The sequence below is a fragment of the Paenibacillus sp. Negev47 genome (genome assembly GCF_058313655.1).
The window spans coordinates 3,575,520-3,591,230 of record NZ_CM177754.1 but is presented as its reverse complement, the minus strand read 5'-3'; the positions used below and the strand labels follow the sequence as shown (position 1 = coordinate 3,591,230).

Genomic DNA, 15,711 nt, shown 5'->3' with positions numbered 1-15,711 from the left:
AACAAGGTGGAAATTTTGAAGACCGATCATTTATGTAAAATATACGGAAGTGCTGACGCTAGGGTGGAAGCGTTGAAAGATGTTAATCTGTCCGTCAATCAAGGAGAATTCGTTGCAATCGTGGGTGCCAGTGGATCTGGTAAAAGCTCATTGCTGCATCTGCTCGGAGGAGTGGATCAACCGACAAGTGGTCAAGTCATCATTGATGGTATGGACCTGTATTCTCAAAGTGAAAATGAACTCGCTGTGTTCAGAAGACGCAAAATCGGTTTTATTTTTCAATCGTACAATCTGATCCCGGTGCTAACTGCGGAAGAAAACATTAAATTGCCGATGCTGCTTGAGAATAAACATGTGGACGAGGGTTATCTCGAGGAATTATTAAGCGTGTTGGGACTCAGCGATCGAAGGCAGCACCTTCCGTCCCAATTATCAGGCGGGCAACAGCAGCGAACTGCAATTGGACGCGCATTGATCAATAAACCATCGATTATTTTGGCGGATGAACCAACAGGCAATCTGGACAGCAAGAACAGTAAAGAAATCGTGGATCTGCTTACCTACTCCGTCAGAAAGTATAATCAAACCTTGATTATGATCACGCATGATCTGAATGTAGCCCAGCGAGCGGACCGTGTTGTAAATATAAAAGATGGCACACTCTTGCAGCAAACAGGGGTGAGAGATCGTGAATAAGTATACTAGTCTTACCCCAAAATATCTGCTGGGGCAGAAAAAGAGATCAATACTAACGATCGTCGGCATTATTTTGTCTGTGACACTACTTACTGCCATTGGAACCATTGGCCTCAGCTTCAGAGACAAGGTGGTTCGGCAAACTGTTCAAGAGTACGGAGATTACCATGTTTCTTTTAACGGATTACCCGGAGAAGCCGTCTCCAAAGTTGTCAATAACGCATCCGTAGAAAGTGCTGGAATCATTAGTAGGCAAGGATATTCGGTCATCAGCAAAACGAGTGTGAAAGAAAAGCATGAAAATCCATTTGCTGCACCTTATCGATATTTGAATCTCAAAGGATATGATGCCGATGCGATGAACAAGCTCCAGGTTCATTTGGATTCGGGCCGACTGCCCAAGAATCCAAATGAAATTATTCTTTCGACCTGGAGTCTGGATCGTTTTGCGACCAAACCGAAACTTGGTGATTCACTTACCCTAAGTCTTGGCGAGCGTACTGTCGCATCAACCGGGGAGATCAAACCCATCAATGGCCTAGGTGATTTTGGCTGGGATCTGGATGAAGACTTTCGTCCCCAAAAGGAGAGAGAATATACCGTTGTGGGATTTATGAAGCCAGGTGCTAACGCTTCGTGGTCTTCCAGCTTCATATTACCAGCCATCACGTATGAAGATAATATAAAAATCGATGCGGACAAAAATTATTTTATCTATGTCAAAATGAAATCGATGAATCAGATTCAGGCGAAGACGGAAGCGATGATATCTTCATTGAAGCTAGACCAAGTGGATCAAGGCTCTGCCATAGCCTTGGATAAGGATATTCAATATAAAAATATTCGAGTCGAATATAATAATGAACTGCTTAAGTTGTATGGCAAAAGCACCTATGAAGGTGTAAACCATAGTTTGTTATATGCATTCGCAGCAATCATCATTATTATAATGGGTTGTACGAGTGCGGTGATATATAATACGTTTCATATCTCTGTCTTGGAGCGGACCTCCCAATTCGGAATGCTGCGGTGCATTGGGGCTACCCCAACACAAATACGTAAATTAGTTCTCAAAGAGGCGACAATACTCAGTCTGATTGCCATTCCTGTTGGATTATTGACGGGAACTGTCTTTATGAAGCTTCTGTTTTACAACATCAGCTTTTTGGCGTTGGGATTTCTGAATGATATGCAAATGGTCATCTCTCTGCCAATCCTGATCATAGCTGGTGTATTAGGATTATTGACTGTTTATCTATCAGCTATCGGACCTGCGAGATTGGCAGCGAAGGTATCCCCACTTGAGGCGGTGCATAGCTCGGGAAGCACGAAGGTGGAGATCGTAACATCTGTCCGGAGATCAAAACTGCTGGGAAAAATGATGGGTATCGAAGGACAGTTTGCTAGTCGAAACATCAGGCGGAACAAAAAGCGCTTCCGCATCACTGCCTTTTCCATAGTAGTCAGCATGATTCTATTTATTGTCTTTAGCGGACTAGCTGGTTTGCTGGGGCAGACATCGCAATCAGGAATTGATTATTCCTACTCGGTTATCTATGAAGGACCTTCCAAACGGATCGATGATTCCGTTTATTCTGACATTATGAAGCTTGATGCAGTAGAACATGCCTATCCGTTTTACAATAATCAAGTGATGGCTATCTTTCCGAAAGAAAAAGTTAATCCCAAGTACTATGAACTCCGACCCGGAATGTACTCTGTTGAAGAAGGAGAGGGGTATCGCACAGACAACAATTACCTCGAATCCTACGGAGATAACGGACTCGATGCTCTGAAATCCAAACTAACGGCTGGTACGATCGACAAAGAGAAGATAAACCGGGAAAATGGCGTTATCATCAATCAGAAATTAAGAATGACAACAGAGGAAGGCAGACAGATCATTATCGATCAAACCCAATTCAAGGTTGGGGATCACATCAAAGTACGTGCCTTGGACTCGGACGGGAAGGGTCAAGGATACACAACACTGACAGTAACTGGAATTATTGATCAAGGCTTGTTGTCGAGCAGCCATAATGAGAGTGCTGTTATTGAATTCATCACGACGCCTGAAGTCGTAGAGAAGGTTACAGGTAACGATACGTACTCCAGAATCTTTATTCTTGCCAAAACCGATAATTCCAACAAACCGATCACGGACTATCTCAAATCCCTGACCCAAAAAGATGCCGGTTACAGCTACACAGATAAGGTGCAGCAACTTGCCCAAGCCAAAAACGATGCGACAACCGCCAAGATCTTTTTATATGGATTTATTGGTGTCATTGTCCTGATTGCGTTCCTAAATATACTGAACACCGTCAGCACCAATCTCATTCTACGAACCAAAGAATTTGCGGTGCTCAATGCTATCGGCATGACACACCGTAATGTAGGGAAAATGATCTTGTTGGAAGGCGTTTTATACGGCCTGTACGCTGCGCTATACGGTAGTATACTCGGAACAGCACTGAGCTATGGTATACATCATCTCTTCAAAGGTGCTGTCGATGTAGCTTGGACGATCCCATGGGGGGGCATTGTTCTCGCTTGTGCAGGTGCCATAGCAACAACGCTCGTTGCCACAGCCTGGCCGATGTACCGATTGAATCAAACAAGTATCGTGGAGGCATTGAGAAAGGAAACCTAGAGAAATATAAAACAGATTATTGCTTGAAAAGTCGCATAAATTGCGGCTTTTTTTGATTTAGAGAATCAAAAAAAATAAAGGGGGTTGACTTTCCCTTTGGTTGAGGGGGGTACTTGACATGCGTGTGGTATGATCAAAAAGTTGAAAGTTCTCCTCAACAGATTTGGAGAGAGAATGAGATAAGTATGCAAGAGGAGGATTACATATGCACGTAACACAATGCGCTGCCTGTTATCGCGGTTCTGGTCAACGTTCTTTCTAATAGAGGTTTCAGCACTGCGTCGATTCTGCCATGCAGTGAAAACTAGAAAGACACAGAGGAGTGAAGGTTTTGCAAACAGGTACTATTTCAGAAGAGCAAAAGATTCCAAATGTTAAGGTGTTACCCATTATGTTTGCATTAATGCTTGCGGGTATCATTGGTACGTTTAATGAAACGGCAATTAATATTGCGATTAGCGATTTAATTAATCAGTTCGCGATCACGGAATCCACAGTCCAATGGTTAACGAGTGGTTATTTACTCACACTGGGAATTTTAGTTCCCCTTTCAGGATTGTTAATTCAGTGGTTTACAACGCGGCAACTGTTCCTGACATCAGTCATCATTTCCATCGTAGGATCAGCTATTGGAGCAATGGCAGGAAGTTTCGAAATATTGCTCTTCGGTAGAATACTTCAAGCGGCTGGAGCAGCCTTGCTCTTCCCATTGATGTTTAATACTGCACTCATTATATTCCCGGCTGAGAAACGCGGAAAAGCGATGGGGCTGGTTACTCTTGTGTTCACAGCGGGACCAGCTCTAGGTCCAACCATCTCAGGTCTATTGATTGATAATTTGAGCTGGCACTGGATATTCTGGGTATCGTTAATGACGCTGGTGATTGCTTTGGTAGTAGGCGTTACATTTATAAAAAATGTAGCACCCATAACTAAACCACGTATTGATATTTACTCTTTGGTTTTATCAACCATTGGTTTTGGAGGATTGGTTTACGGTATTAGTACTGCTGGAGAGGGAGATCATGGCTGGGGTAACCCTGTGGTCGTTGTATCTCTGATTGCAGGTGTTGTCGCATTGATCCTATTTGTGATTCGTCAACTGAATATGAAAGAACCTCTAATGAACTTAAGAACACTTAAAAACCCGATGTTTGCTATCGGTACGGTGCTAGTATTCATTTGTATGAGTGTAGATCTTGCAGCAATGTTTATTCTCCCTATGTTTTTGATTCGTGTTCTTGAATTAAGTGCTTTGACAGCTGGATTGACTCTTCTTCCAGGAAGTATTATCTCTGCTGTGCTTTCTCCCGTTGTAGGGTCACTCTTTGACAAATTCGGACCTAAGTTTTTGGTTGTTCCTGGTCTAATTCTGACTGCGGTCACTCTATGGTTCTATTCTGATATTACGGTTGCATCGTCAATCGCTTTGATTGTTGTATTGCATACCTGTCTGATGGTTGGAATTATTATGGTGTGGATGCCTGCTCAGACGAATGGTCTGAATCAGCTACCTGCAGAGATGTACCCGGATGGTACGGCAATTATGAACACGCTGCAGCAAATTGCAGGAGCGATTGGTATTGCTATGGCGGTTAGTGTCATGACAAGCGGGGTAGGCGAGTTCATGAGCAATGTTGCTGATCCTTCAAACCCGGCTAACGCAACATTGGCTTTGACGGCTGGTATGCAGAACGCATTATTCTTCACGATGTTTGTAGCTCTTGCTGGCCTTGTTCTTGGAGTGTTTGTTAGACGAGTGAAAGTCCAACAGTGGTCTGGAGACTCCGATTGGTCATAATGCTTCTCAAGAAGAAAATGAGGTGTCCTATGCATATGTCTGAAGCCGATCTCATGGAACTCCTAACATCGAACCCCCATGTGAAAATTCGAGAACAAGATCGTAGGTTGTTAAAACCTCGGAACCCTTTACCTACTAAATGCCCTACATTTGATAGTCAAGCGGAGGAACGCTTCTATAATAAGCGGATTGTGCCTTTAATTATTGCGGGTTACCTTCATAAGCTAGAGCTTCATAAAACTTTTGAGATCATGGAAGCTGTGGAACACTGTGGCAAGAAGTACAGAAAACGTGTCTATACCCCTGACTTCTATATGGAACTCAAAGATGGTTCTGTTGAAATCGTCGAGGTTAAAGGACGGATGATCAAAAAAATGCAACGAGATTATCCTCTTCGTCGTCAGCTTTTTATTTTAAAGTACTGTCTTCCGAATAACTGGAAGTTTATTGAGGTACATGATGATGAGATATAGCGCGAGCATGTATAAGCCCATAAGAGGAGAGTGTTTGGAATGTCAAACCTAAGCACAGTCATTTCACTTACCGAGGAAGAGCAACAACTTCTCCAGCATGCTACAGAATTAGTTCCATTTTTAAAGGAATACGGTACGAAAATTGATAAAGACATGCATATACCGGAAGAAGTTATCGACAAGCTTTCAAGTGCAGGACTCTTTAAACTTAGAACACCGAAGAAATATGGTGGCTTTGAAGTTAGCATACGAGCAATGATTGAAATGGTCTCTGAAGTGGCGAAAGGTAATGGTTCCGTGGGCTGGGTGATTCAAAATATAAACGGAAATAACTATAGTGCATCAAAGCTACTACCCTCAAATGTGGTAAGTAAAATCTTCAATCAAGTTAACGAAGTGAGATTTTGCTCGGTACTTCAAGCCATCAAAACAGAGGTGAGGAAAGTAGAGGGAGGTTATCTGGTTGAGTATGGTCGTTGGGCCTTTGGTTCAGGGTCTAAACATGCAACACATGCATTGTTAAATTTAAAGGATGCGAGTGGAATGCAGCAAGATCCCAAAATGCAGCTCGCTGTTGTTCCAATGGATGAAATTAAAATTATTGATGATTGGCACACGATGAGCCTAAAAGGGTCGGCAAGTAACAGTTTGGAAATGAATGATGTTTTTATTTCCGATGAGTTTGTCGCTTATGAAGATGTAGAGCAAGTTGATGAAAGCATGCTGCAGCATCTTAAAGGCGAAGACCGATTCAAACCTTATCTATTTTTGATAACCAGTCTCACGACAGGAATTAGCACAATTCTGGGACTTGCAAGAGGAGCGTTGGAACACTTTGTTGAAAAGGCACCCCATAAGGGAATAGCCATGACAATCCACAAATCCCAGGCAGAAATTGGACATATCCAGTACAAGGTAGGACTGGCAGCCATGAAGATCGAATCTGCTCATCTTCATATCCATCGATCCGTTGAAATTCTAGAGACTTATGAAAAGAACTGTGAGCTCCTGGACCAACAAAACTTCGTGCGGGTTCAAACGGATATTGGATATGCGGCAATGTTATGTTGGGAAGCCGTTGAAATGTTAGTGGTCGAAAGCGGCGGAAGTGTAATACTGGATTCGAACCGACTATCCCAAATATTCCGCGATATTCGTGGTGGGGCTAATCATGCGTTTACCACAGCTTCTACTTGCATGGAACTGTACGGAAGAGTGCTTCTAGGGCTGGAACCACAGCATATTGTAACGCTAAGCAGTACACATGTAATCAAAGATACTATTAAACAGGTGCAAGTATAAAGAACTGACAATGTTACGTTACCAGGAGCCACTGATCTGAATAAACCAGATCAGTGGCTCTATATCGTTAGACAACAAGCCATTTACCTTTACATAGCAGCAGATGATTCAGACGCGTTATTTTTCTTGGCAAGCGGCTTTTTCCTGAGTGTCCGATCATACAGATATGGTTTTCCGTGATATTCTCGTGCATGCTTTTGTTTCTGCTTTTTATGTATATCAACCTTGATCTCCAGATTGGCAACGTTACTCTGGAATTCAGAAGCAATTCGTTTGCACCATTTCAATCCACTTTCTTCAGATGCACTGAAATGAACGCGTAACAGATATCCATTCACCGTTAATTCAAACTTGTATAAATTCATGGTATGTATCCTTTCCAGGCGGCATTTTATGCTACACAAAATACGATAATCTGATTATAACAGGAACATACGTTCTGTAAAAGTGATATTTATGAGACCTGCAATTCAAGAAGGTTCGCTAGACATCTTTGCAATGGTTCGTTTAATGGTAAAATATCTAAAATGGTTCATGTTGGGGGATGCGCATGTATAAACTGATGATCGTAGATGATGAATTACTCATGCGGGTTGGAATTCGTTCCATGCTGAATTGGGAAGAGTACAATTTCTATGTTGTTGGTGAAGCGGGAAATGGTAAAGAGGCATTGAGTCTTGCGCTTGAAGTGATGCCTGATCTAATTATTACAGATATCAAGATGCCGATTATGGATGGTCTACAACTCATACAGGAGGCCTCGTGCGTACTGAAAACATGTAAGTATGTCATCCTAAGTAATTTTGACGAATTTCATTATGTGAAAGAGGCACTGAAACTTGGCGCTTCAGACTACTTGATTAAAAGCGAGATTACAGAAACCGCACTTATCGAGCTCCTGAGCACCGTGGGACAGAAACTGCAAAGCGAACATATTCGCCCGACCAACACACCCTCTATGGCACAGGATTATTCCAAGACCCTAAGACATCTAAAGGATAGCTTCTTCCAAGATATTGTAAGCGGATTCATTGGTGAGAAGGATATCGTTGCCAAAGCGGAGGAACTGCATTTCCGTATACGATCAGACCAGTTGGTCGTCATCAAGTTCATCGTGAACTATTACGAGGATGCGAAGCGGAAATATGTAGAGAAGGGGGAAAAGCTGCTCCGATTTTCGATTCTTAATATTATGGAAGAAATTATTCCTTCGAAATGGGAGAAAGAGATCTTTGTTGAAAGTTCTTCTGAATACTGGGTTATCGTCAATGTACTTCCTGAGAGCCAATCTGTACACGCCGACTTGAACAAACTGTGTAACAAATTGCTCTCTTCCATCAAGGATTTTATGAATCTATCGCTCACGGCTGGTGTGAGTACAATCGTTCCCAATTTCTCTTACATTAGAAAGGCTTGCCAAGAGGCAGAAATGGCTCTGCAACAAGGTTTTTTCAAAGGCAGTAACCAGGTATTGTATTACGAGGACATGATTCAATCCCCAGATCGAAATGAAGTTAAGGGCGTTCTGAGTCCACAACAAGAACGAGATTTTATGAAGTTGTGGGTAAGCAAAGACAACCAAAAGGCGGAGGAGTTCCTTGAAGGAATTCGCTCGGATCTGGAAGCCAAGCGGGCGGATGAGAATAGCATTCGTAAGCAATATATCATGGTAATGGAAACGATACACTCCCATCTGTCACGAGCTGCGGAAAGAGGTACGCCTTCTTTTACAAAGAAATCGCCCTATGAAACCGTTCTGAAGGGTGAGTATTGGGAGGACATCCATCAGGATATGCTTGCTCATATTGCGCATTACTTCCAAACCGATTCCGAAATGAACCAGGAAAGTACCTACGCCGACCTCGCCATCGAGTTGATCGACAAGTATTATGCGGAAGATATTTCACTGCAAAGTATCGCTAGCCAAATCAGTGTCAACCCATCGTATCTAAGCCGATTGTTTAAACAGGAAAAAGGAGAGAACTTTATTACGTACTTGACTCGTGTTCGGATTGAGCATGCGAAGTCTTATCTATTGAGCAAAGGACTGAGAGTGTATGAAATTGCAGAAAAGGTGGGCTACCATAATTACACATACTTCAGTAAGATTTTCAAAAAATCGGTAGGCGTCACTCCGGAGGAATATCGAGAACTACAGCAGGCATGAATGTAATCGGTGAACAGAGGTGCAGCATATGAAGCTTGTCCAGCCATTCCAAATCAAGCACAAAATTATGGTCATCTGTATGACGGTGATTATCCTTCCGGTATTTGTAATGACAATCAATTCGTACTACTCTTCAGAGCGGTTATTGGCACAGAACTATACAACGTTGTTAAGCGATCTGGCCAAGCAGACGAATATTCGTATTGACGAATTCTTGAAGGAGATTGAGAAAATCACGCTGTTAGCCAGCAATGGCCTTAGCAACAATCTATCTGCGACCCATGAAGGAAGTTTTCCGATCCAGGATTTCCTGCGAGAGGGTAACGAAAAAAATGAGATTGCCGCATACAATATATTGATGAATTATATCATGATGAAAGACCGCGTATTTTCCATCTACCTCTACAATATGAACGGGGGACAGGATCTGTTCGTCAGCCCACACCAGCCCATTGACCCAGACTTCAAAGTGGCGAACGAATTGTGGTTCAAAAAGTTCATGCACGAAAATGATCGAACCATTACGCTCACAACGCGAATTGATGAGCAATTGGAGAATAAAATATTGGCGGTGTCACATGCACGCAAAATTCATGATGTGGCTAGCGGGGAACTGATTGGCGTGATCGTGGTCAGTATTGATATCAAATTCATCGAAATTGTCAATCGCAACTTACAGGAAGGGCTCCGCTCCAGATTCATGATTATCGATGAAAATGACAAGATTGTATATAACGTGAACGACCGATTAATTGGTACACTGTTCCGGGACAACGTTCGTCCACCCGAATCATTGAATGTCGTGGTGACCAGCCCGCTTAGTCAGCAAAAATGGACAACGTATTTATATATGCCACTGGTTGAGTTGACTGCCGATGGCAAAATATTGGGCCGTAATCTCGTGACGCTGGCCATTGTCATGGTTCTTTTTGCTGCCGTCATATCCATATTTCTATCTCATGTCATCACAACTCCCATTAAGAAACTGCTCCGGAATATCGCTCTGGTCGAGAAAGGTCAGTTCGAACAAGTTGAACATATCCGCTCAAGAGACGAGATTGGACACTTATCCAACCGGTTCAACAGGATGTCGCATGAATTGAAGCGAATGGTCGAACGGATGCAGCAGGAAGAAATAGAGAAAGCCAAAGCCGAGATGCGTGCGCTCCATGACCAGATCAAACCTCATTTTCTGTATAACACCCTTGGGTCGGTGAAATGGATCGCCTCGATGCAGCAGGCTGATAAAATCGTGGAAATGACCGATGCACTAATCTCGATGCTCCGCTATGCAACAAAATCCGATGGAACCCTCGTAACCATTCGTGAAGAACTCGATAATATAGCGAATTACGTAACGATTCAGAATGTCAGATACTATGGTTGTATTCAGATGAGATATGAGGTTGAGGATCAACTGTTGGATTATCGCATGCCCAAAATGATCCTGCAGCCGATTGTGGAGAATGCGATTTTTCATGGTCTGGCTGAACTCGAAGAAGACGGAATCATCACCATTCGGATTCAATCACAGCTGGATGAAGTTGTGATCGAGGTCTGCGATAATGGCGTTGGTATGGATCATCATACGATGCAGAACTTGATGGAAGAAAAGTCCGGTGCCAGTACAGGAACGAATGGGATTGGATTGCATAACGTGCAGCGGCGGATTCAACTTCATTTTGGTAAACCCTATGGAATACAAGTCGCGAGTAAAATAGATGAAGGTACCATTTTCTCCATTCTGCTACCTGCCATCATAGAAGCGAAATAGTCATCCATGCTTTCATTCATGGATGTCATAACGTGGTACAGCGACCCCAAAAATAAGATTAGATATGAACAAAAGGGCTTACAGTATAAACTGCAAGCCCTTTTGTTTAGCCTTTAACGCTACCTAGCACCAAACCCTTGGTGAAATATTTCTGTAAGAACGGATACACGAGCAGAATCGGAATGGCACCCAAGAACATTTGAGCGGCACGTCCCGTTCTGGCGTTCATCATGGATAACAGTTGCGTATAATCTGATCCGGATTTCAGCATGATTTGCTCAAAGCTCTGCAGGAGGGTCTGCAAGTAGCTTTGTAATGGATAATTGGCTGGATTGTTCATATAGATAATGCCATCGAACCATGAATTCCAGTGGGCAACGATGCTGAACAAACCAACCGTTGCGAGAGCGGGCTTGAGAAGCGGGAGTAGAATACGAAGCAATACCTGTACAGGCCCAGCCCCGTCGATGATTGCTGATTCTTCAATCTCCTCTGGCAAGCCCCTAATGAAATTCATCAGAATAATCATACTGAATACGGGGAGAGCCCCAGGCAGGATCAGAGACCATATGGAATCAATCAGTCCCATTTTAACAACAACAAGATACGTTGGAATTAATCCTCCGCTAAATAACATGGTCACAATAAAATATCCCATATAAATATTACGGCCCATTAATTTTTGTTTCGATTTGGAAAGGGGATAAGCCGTGAGCACGATCAAAACCAGATTCACCAATGTCCCGAGAACGGTTCGTTGAATGGCAACCCAGAGAGAGGAGAAGAAGGACCCTCCAGTTAATGCAAATTCATAAGCCTTTGTCGTGAATTCGACAGGCCAGAACGTAACACTGCCTGCAGATACAGCTGAACTGCTACTGAATGAAACTGCCAACAGGTTGATAAACGGCAGAATACAGAGCAGAGAGATCAGTAGTAATATGATGTAGTTTATGATAAGAAACACACGCCTGCTCATACTTTTATCATGGATCATACGGGAGTTCCTCCTTCTTAGAAGATGCGATAGCCAGCCACCCTGTAGGCCAGGATGTACGATACGGCAACCAGAACACTGGAAATGATGGATTTGAATAATCCGACGGCGGTACCAATTGAATACTGGGCCTGCTGAATTCCCAACCGATATACATAGGTATCAATAATATCACCGGTCTGATAGACGACAGGGGAGTAGAGATTATAGATCTGGTCAAAGCCAGCATTGAGTACGTTTCCAAGTGACAATACGGTCATTAAGACAATCGTGGGCATGAGGAGGGGCAACGTAATGTAGATGGTCTGCTTCCACCGTTTTGCTCCGTCAATCACTGCAGCCTCGTACAGCCCCGGATCAATGCTGGTTAGGGCTGCCAGGTATACCACTGTACCAAACCCGAAGCCCTTCCATATGTCACTCACAATCATCGTCCAAGGAAAAATAGAGGGTGTGCCAAGAAAGGAGATCGGTGCAATCCCGAATACACCTAGAAAAGTATTGATAATGCCGTCGGAGCTAAGGATATCCAGCATGATGCCGGCCATAATGACCCAAGAGAGGAAGTTCGGAATGTATACCAGCGTTTGGAATGTACGTTTGATTCCACTGTGTAGTACTTCGTTAAGCAGTAATGCGAAAATAACAGGTACGATAATACCGCCGATAATTTTGAAGACAGACATGTACAGTGTATTCCAGATCGTTCTTACGAAGTTCGGCTGATTAAATATGTGCGTAAAATTATCCCATCCCACCCATGGGGAGTTGAACCCGAGGCCCGGATTGTACTTCTGAAACGCAATAATAAGTCCGTAAAAAGGGATGTAACTAAAGATGAAGACCAGGACCAGACTTGGGATCAACATGAGATGGTAGGGACTCTGCTGCTTCCATTTTCTCAGCATTCATATTCCTCCGTTCTTGACGAGATCAAGTTGTAACCGCTACCAACAAGAGATGAGAACATCCCCATCCCTCACTGGCAACAGTCTTGTTATTTTCCGTATGCGTCATTGACTGCCTGAGTTGCGTCATCGCCTCCGGCTGCTCGCCAATTCTGGACAATCACATCGAAATAATCGATACTTTCGCTACCCATAATGATCTTGGTGAAGCCTTCGGTCAGGATATCATCCAAGGTTGTTCCATAGCTAGACAGGATCTCTGGCGTAACACCCCATAAGGCTGTCTTCGTATAGTTCTCGCTGTCGAGTACTTTTTTGGCGAGACCATAAGCGTTCTTTGGAGCACCTTGTTGCAAATAATCACCGACCGCTCCTGGGGTTGCATTCTCCATGAATTCAACACTGTTGTTATACTTTTGCCACATTCCCGAAGTCGTGAGACCACTGGTATCCTTGGATTCAAGGGCAGCTGACACAGCTTCAAATTGCTCGTAATCCGAATTTGGATTAAGTACACGGAACGGACCGACAACATGGGCAATATCGTTATCCAGCAAGGCAGATAGCGTTTCTGGAGATTCCTTGCCATTGCCTTCATCCACGATATAAGCATAGTCGTTCAAAATCTTGATCACTTCTTCAGGGCTCTTGAATCCCTTTTTCATGACGATATAATTGTTGTTGGCGAAGAAAATGGATTGTTTTGCTTCCTTTCCATCGACGGTAGGGATGATATAAGGGTAGAAGATGGCGTCCTTACCCAGATTGGATACCGTATCGACACCCGGATTATAACCCCACCATTGGTAATAAGGCTGCATTCCCACTTTGCCGGCGACGATATCCGCGTTCATCGCGTTGAAATCCTTGATTGCAAATTCAGGATCAATGATGCCCCGTTTGTACCATTCTGACCACTCAGCCAGCGCATTCTTCATCTCAGGCTGGACGGAGCCGTACACGAGTTGTCCACTGTTATCCTCGATCCACATATCCGGGTGCGCATTCCATGCAATGGCGAGCAAGTTCAGGTAATCCAACGATTGATCTACGGCTATACCATAACCGCCGTGCTTATCCATGAATTTCAGTGCGATATTCTTGATGTCTTCCACAGATTTCGGATCCTGGACTCCCAATTCTTCTTTCCAGTCGTTCCGGATCCAGATGAAGTCTGGTTGTTCAATTAATCCCCAGTGCATCTGCGGTATCCCGTACAGCTTACCGTCCTTCTTTCCAGACTCGTAACTGTCCGCATCCGCTTCCATATAACCTTTGAGACGATCGGAAGCGTGTTGATCAAAAACCTCGGAAAGATCCATGACCATATCGGCTTCGACCAACTGTCTCAGTTGCGAGGGATTAACCCTGAAGACGTCAGGAAGATCGTTCGATGCGATAGCCAAATTGAGTTTTGTATCATACTCATCGCTGACCCAGTCTGTTTTGACATCAATATTGAACTTCTCTTTGTAGCGCTTAATCCACACATTATTTGTGATATCATCACCCTTTGGATACTTGGCAGAAGAATATTCCGACGTCACGGTGTGGATCGTTGTCGTTCCAGCCTCGTTGGAATCCGGGTCCGTAGTGGCATCTTTCTCCGTATTGCTTCCATTGCTACAGGCTGCGAGTAATAAGGTTGACATGCATAAAGACAAGACTAAAGTTTTCGTTTTCTTGTTCATTTCTTTTCCCCCTTATCAGTCCTATTTCAATTACGCTTTCTTGAAAATATTCTAAACGAGAAAGGGGGAAGGGGATATAAACGTTATTGACGAGAATTCGTATGTTTTTTTACTTTCGAGTCGTAGCGGAGAAAAGATAAATGAGCTTTGTGCACTTTTTTTACTTTTCACTCATTCTTTTTTTACTCATGTCTCCAAAAATTGCTTGAGATGACGATCGATAACGAGTGAATCCGCTTCGTTAGCTCCGATCCCGAAGCAGTGTCCCCATTTGGATTCTATAGGCTGAAATACAGCATTCGGCATGTGTTGAACATCATACGCACTGTCCTCTGGCGTGAAGAACAAGTCACTTGACCCTGGCATAACGAGTGCAGGAGAGGTGATCTTGCTTAGCGCCTGTTCGAACTTGCGGTCATCTACGGGATTATCGCTAATGTCTCCATGTATTCCTGTACGAAGCATGGTGATTAAGTCGTTAGCATCGAAGGATAAAAACACCTGGTCCCAGTAATCTTCTACATAAGATTGCAAGGTCTCGTAACCTTCGGATTGATACAATTTCTCCAAATAGTACGCCTGTGAGAACCCCCATGGAGCATAAGCTCTACCCATCGCTGCGAGACCGGCAACCGGTGGGCGCTCATATCTTCCGTTTTTAAAATTCGAATCTGCCGTTAACGCCGCGATCATTGCTGTGAATACCAGTTGTGTATGCGGTCTGCTCTTTGCGGTTCCTCCAAAGGGGGCAATACGTTCAACCATCTCGGGATAACTCGTTCCCCATTGAAGAACCTGCATGGCTCCCAGAGACCAGCCCACAACGAGTCTGATTTTGGTGATACCGAACTTTTGAGTGAGCAGTTGATGTTGGAAACGTACATTGTCATACATGGAGATGAGAGGGAAGTTTTCCTTATCGTATGGGGCAGGGGTATTGCTGGGAGAGGACGATAATCCGTTACCCAACATATTAGGCACGATGATAAAATAACGACTGGGATTTAGTGCTTTGTCCACTCCAATTAACCATTCATTATCCGTGTGAAGTCCGGCAAACCACGTGGGAACGACAATAACATTGTCCTTCGCGGCATTTAAGGTTCCATAGGTCTTGTAAGCAATAAAGGCTTGAGGAAGCCGTTGCCCCGATTGAAGTAATGAGTCTCCAAGGTTATATGTATCATAATCGTTCATGGATAGATTCTCCTTTAAAATATAGTAATAACTTGATTTCACTCTACAATAG

General features: G+C 43.5%; 12 protein-coding genes. 7 read left to right on the top strand and 5 right to left on the bottom strand.

The window, feature by feature from the left end:
* Positions 1–6 precede the first annotated feature (6 nt).
* The 5 genes from AC4G47_RS16065 (at position 7) to AC4G47_RS16045 (ending at position 6,925) form a co-directional block, all read left to right on the top strand.
* Entirely contained in the window at positions 7–696 is a 690-nt protein-coding gene (locus AC4G47_RS16065) for an ABC transporter ATP-binding protein (protein WP_491101790.1), read from the top strand.
* Complete coding sequence (locus AC4G47_RS16060; protein ID WP_491101789.1) at positions 689–3,349, top strand: FtsX-like permease family protein; 2,661 nt, start codon at positions 689–691, stop codon at positions 3,347–3,349. Before AC4G47_RS16065 ends, AC4G47_RS16060 begins: the two co-directional genes overlap by 8 nt.
* Positions 3,350–3,740: 391 nt before the next feature.
* Positions 3,741–5,150, top strand: a complete 1,410-nt coding sequence (locus AC4G47_RS16055) for a DHA2 family efflux MFS transporter permease subunit (protein WP_491106724.1) — start codon at positions 3,741–3,743, stop codon at positions 5,148–5,150.
* A gap of 35 nt (positions 5,151–5,185) precedes the next feature.
* Positions 5,186–5,623: a DUF1064 domain-containing protein gene (locus tag AC4G47_RS16050; RefSeq protein ID WP_491101788.1), complete on the top strand. Its 438-nt coding sequence runs from the start codon at positions 5,186–5,188 to the stop codon at positions 5,621–5,623.
* A 39-nt stretch (positions 5,624–5,662) separates the two neighbouring features.
* Positions 5,663–6,925 (top strand): acyl-CoA dehydrogenase family protein, encoded by a 1,263-nt coding sequence (locus AC4G47_RS16045; protein ID WP_491101787.1) that lies wholly within the window; start codon positions 5,663–5,665, stop codon positions 6,923–6,925.
* A gap of 89 nt (positions 6,926–7,014) precedes the next feature.
* On the opposite strand, the gene AC4G47_RS16040 is transcribed toward AC4G47_RS16045, so the two are convergent.
* On the bottom strand, positions 7,015–7,290 hold the full coding sequence (locus AC4G47_RS16040) for a hypothetical protein (RefSeq protein WP_491101786.1): 276 nt from the start codon (positions 7,288–7,290) through the stop codon (positions 7,015–7,017).
* A gap of 185 nt (positions 7,291–7,475) precedes the next feature.
* Between AC4G47_RS16040 and AC4G47_RS16035 the strand changes: the two genes are divergently transcribed.
* Both AC4G47_RS16035 and AC4G47_RS16030 read left to right on the top strand, forming a co-directional pair.
* Complete coding sequence (locus AC4G47_RS16035) at positions 7,476–9,092, top strand: helix-turn-helix domain-containing protein (protein ID WP_491101785.1); 1,617 nt, start codon at positions 7,476–7,478, stop codon at positions 9,090–9,092.
* Between the two features lie 28 nt (positions 9,093–9,120).
* Positions 9,121–10,866 carry a cache domain-containing sensor histidine kinase gene (locus AC4G47_RS16030; protein ID WP_491101784.1) on the top strand — a complete coding sequence of 582 codons (1,746 nt, stop codon included), beginning with the start codon at positions 9,121–9,123 and terminating at the stop codon, positions 10,864–10,866.
* Positions 10,867–10,972: 106 nt separating this feature from the next.
* Here AC4G47_RS16030 and AC4G47_RS16025 read toward each other — a convergent pair whose 3' ends face one another.
* From AC4G47_RS16025 to AC4G47_RS16010, 4 genes are all read right to left on the bottom strand, one after another.
* Complete coding sequence (locus tag AC4G47_RS16025; RefSeq protein WP_336757841.1) at positions 10,973–11,863, bottom strand: carbohydrate ABC transporter permease; 891 nt, start codon at positions 11,861–11,863, stop codon at positions 10,973–10,975.
* 17 nt (positions 11,864–11,880) lie between these two features.
* A complete protein-coding gene (locus tag AC4G47_RS16020; RefSeq protein ID WP_145326031.1) occupies positions 11,881–12,771 on the bottom strand; it encodes an ABC transporter permease in 891 nt (296 codons plus the stop codon).
* 89 nt (positions 12,772–12,860) lie between these two features.
* A complete protein-coding gene (locus tag AC4G47_RS16015; protein ID WP_491101783.1) occupies positions 12,861–14,462 on the bottom strand; it encodes a type 2 periplasmic-binding domain-containing protein in 1,602 nt (533 codons plus the stop codon).
* A gap of 186 nt (positions 14,463–14,648) precedes the next feature.
* Positions 14,649–15,659, bottom strand: coding sequence for an alpha/beta fold hydrolase (locus tag AC4G47_RS16010; protein WP_491101782.1), 1,011 nt, complete (start codon positions 15,657–15,659; stop codon positions 14,649–14,651).
* Positions 15,660–15,711 lie beyond the last annotated feature (52 nt).

What these genes read in the sequence shown, in the direction of transcription:
- AC4G47_RS16055 (WP_491106724.1), top strand. Translation starts at nt 3,741, where the DNA reads ATGTTTGCATTAATGCTTGCGGGTATCATTGGTACGTTTAATGAAACG.
- AC4G47_RS16050 (WP_491101788.1), top strand. Translation starts at nt 5,186, where the DNA reads ATGTCTGAAGCCGATCTCATGGAACTCCTAACATCGAACCCCCATGTG.
- AC4G47_RS16045 (WP_491101787.1), top strand. Translation starts at nt 5,663, where the DNA reads ATGTCAAACCTAAGCACAGTCATTTCACTTACCGAGGAAGAGCAACAA.
- AC4G47_RS16040 (WP_491101786.1), bottom strand. Translation starts at nt 7,290, where the DNA reads ATGAATTTATACAAGTTTGAATTAACGGTGAATGGATATCTGTTACGC.
- AC4G47_RS16035 (WP_491101785.1), top strand. Translation starts at nt 7,476, where the DNA reads ATGTATAAACTGATGATCGTAGATGATGAATTACTCATGCGGGTTGGA.
- AC4G47_RS16030 (WP_491101784.1), top strand. Translation starts at nt 9,121, where the DNA reads ATGAAGCTTGTCCAGCCATTCCAAATCAAGCACAAAATTATGGTCATC.
- AC4G47_RS16025 (WP_336757841.1), bottom strand. Translation starts at nt 11,863, where the DNA reads ATGATCCATGATAAAAGTATGAGCAGGCGTGTGTTTCTTATCATAAAC.
- AC4G47_RS16020 (WP_145326031.1), bottom strand. Translation starts at nt 12,771, where the DNA reads ATGCTGAGAAAATGGAAGCAGCAGAGTCCCTACCATCTCATGTTGATC.
- AC4G47_RS16015 (WP_491101783.1), bottom strand. Translation starts at nt 14,462, where the DNA reads ATGAACAAGAAAACGAAAACTTTAGTCTTGTCTTTATGCATGTCAACC.
- AC4G47_RS16010 (WP_491101782.1), bottom strand. Translation starts at nt 15,659, where the DNA reads ATGAACGATTATGATACATATAACCTTGGAGACTCATTACTTCAATCG.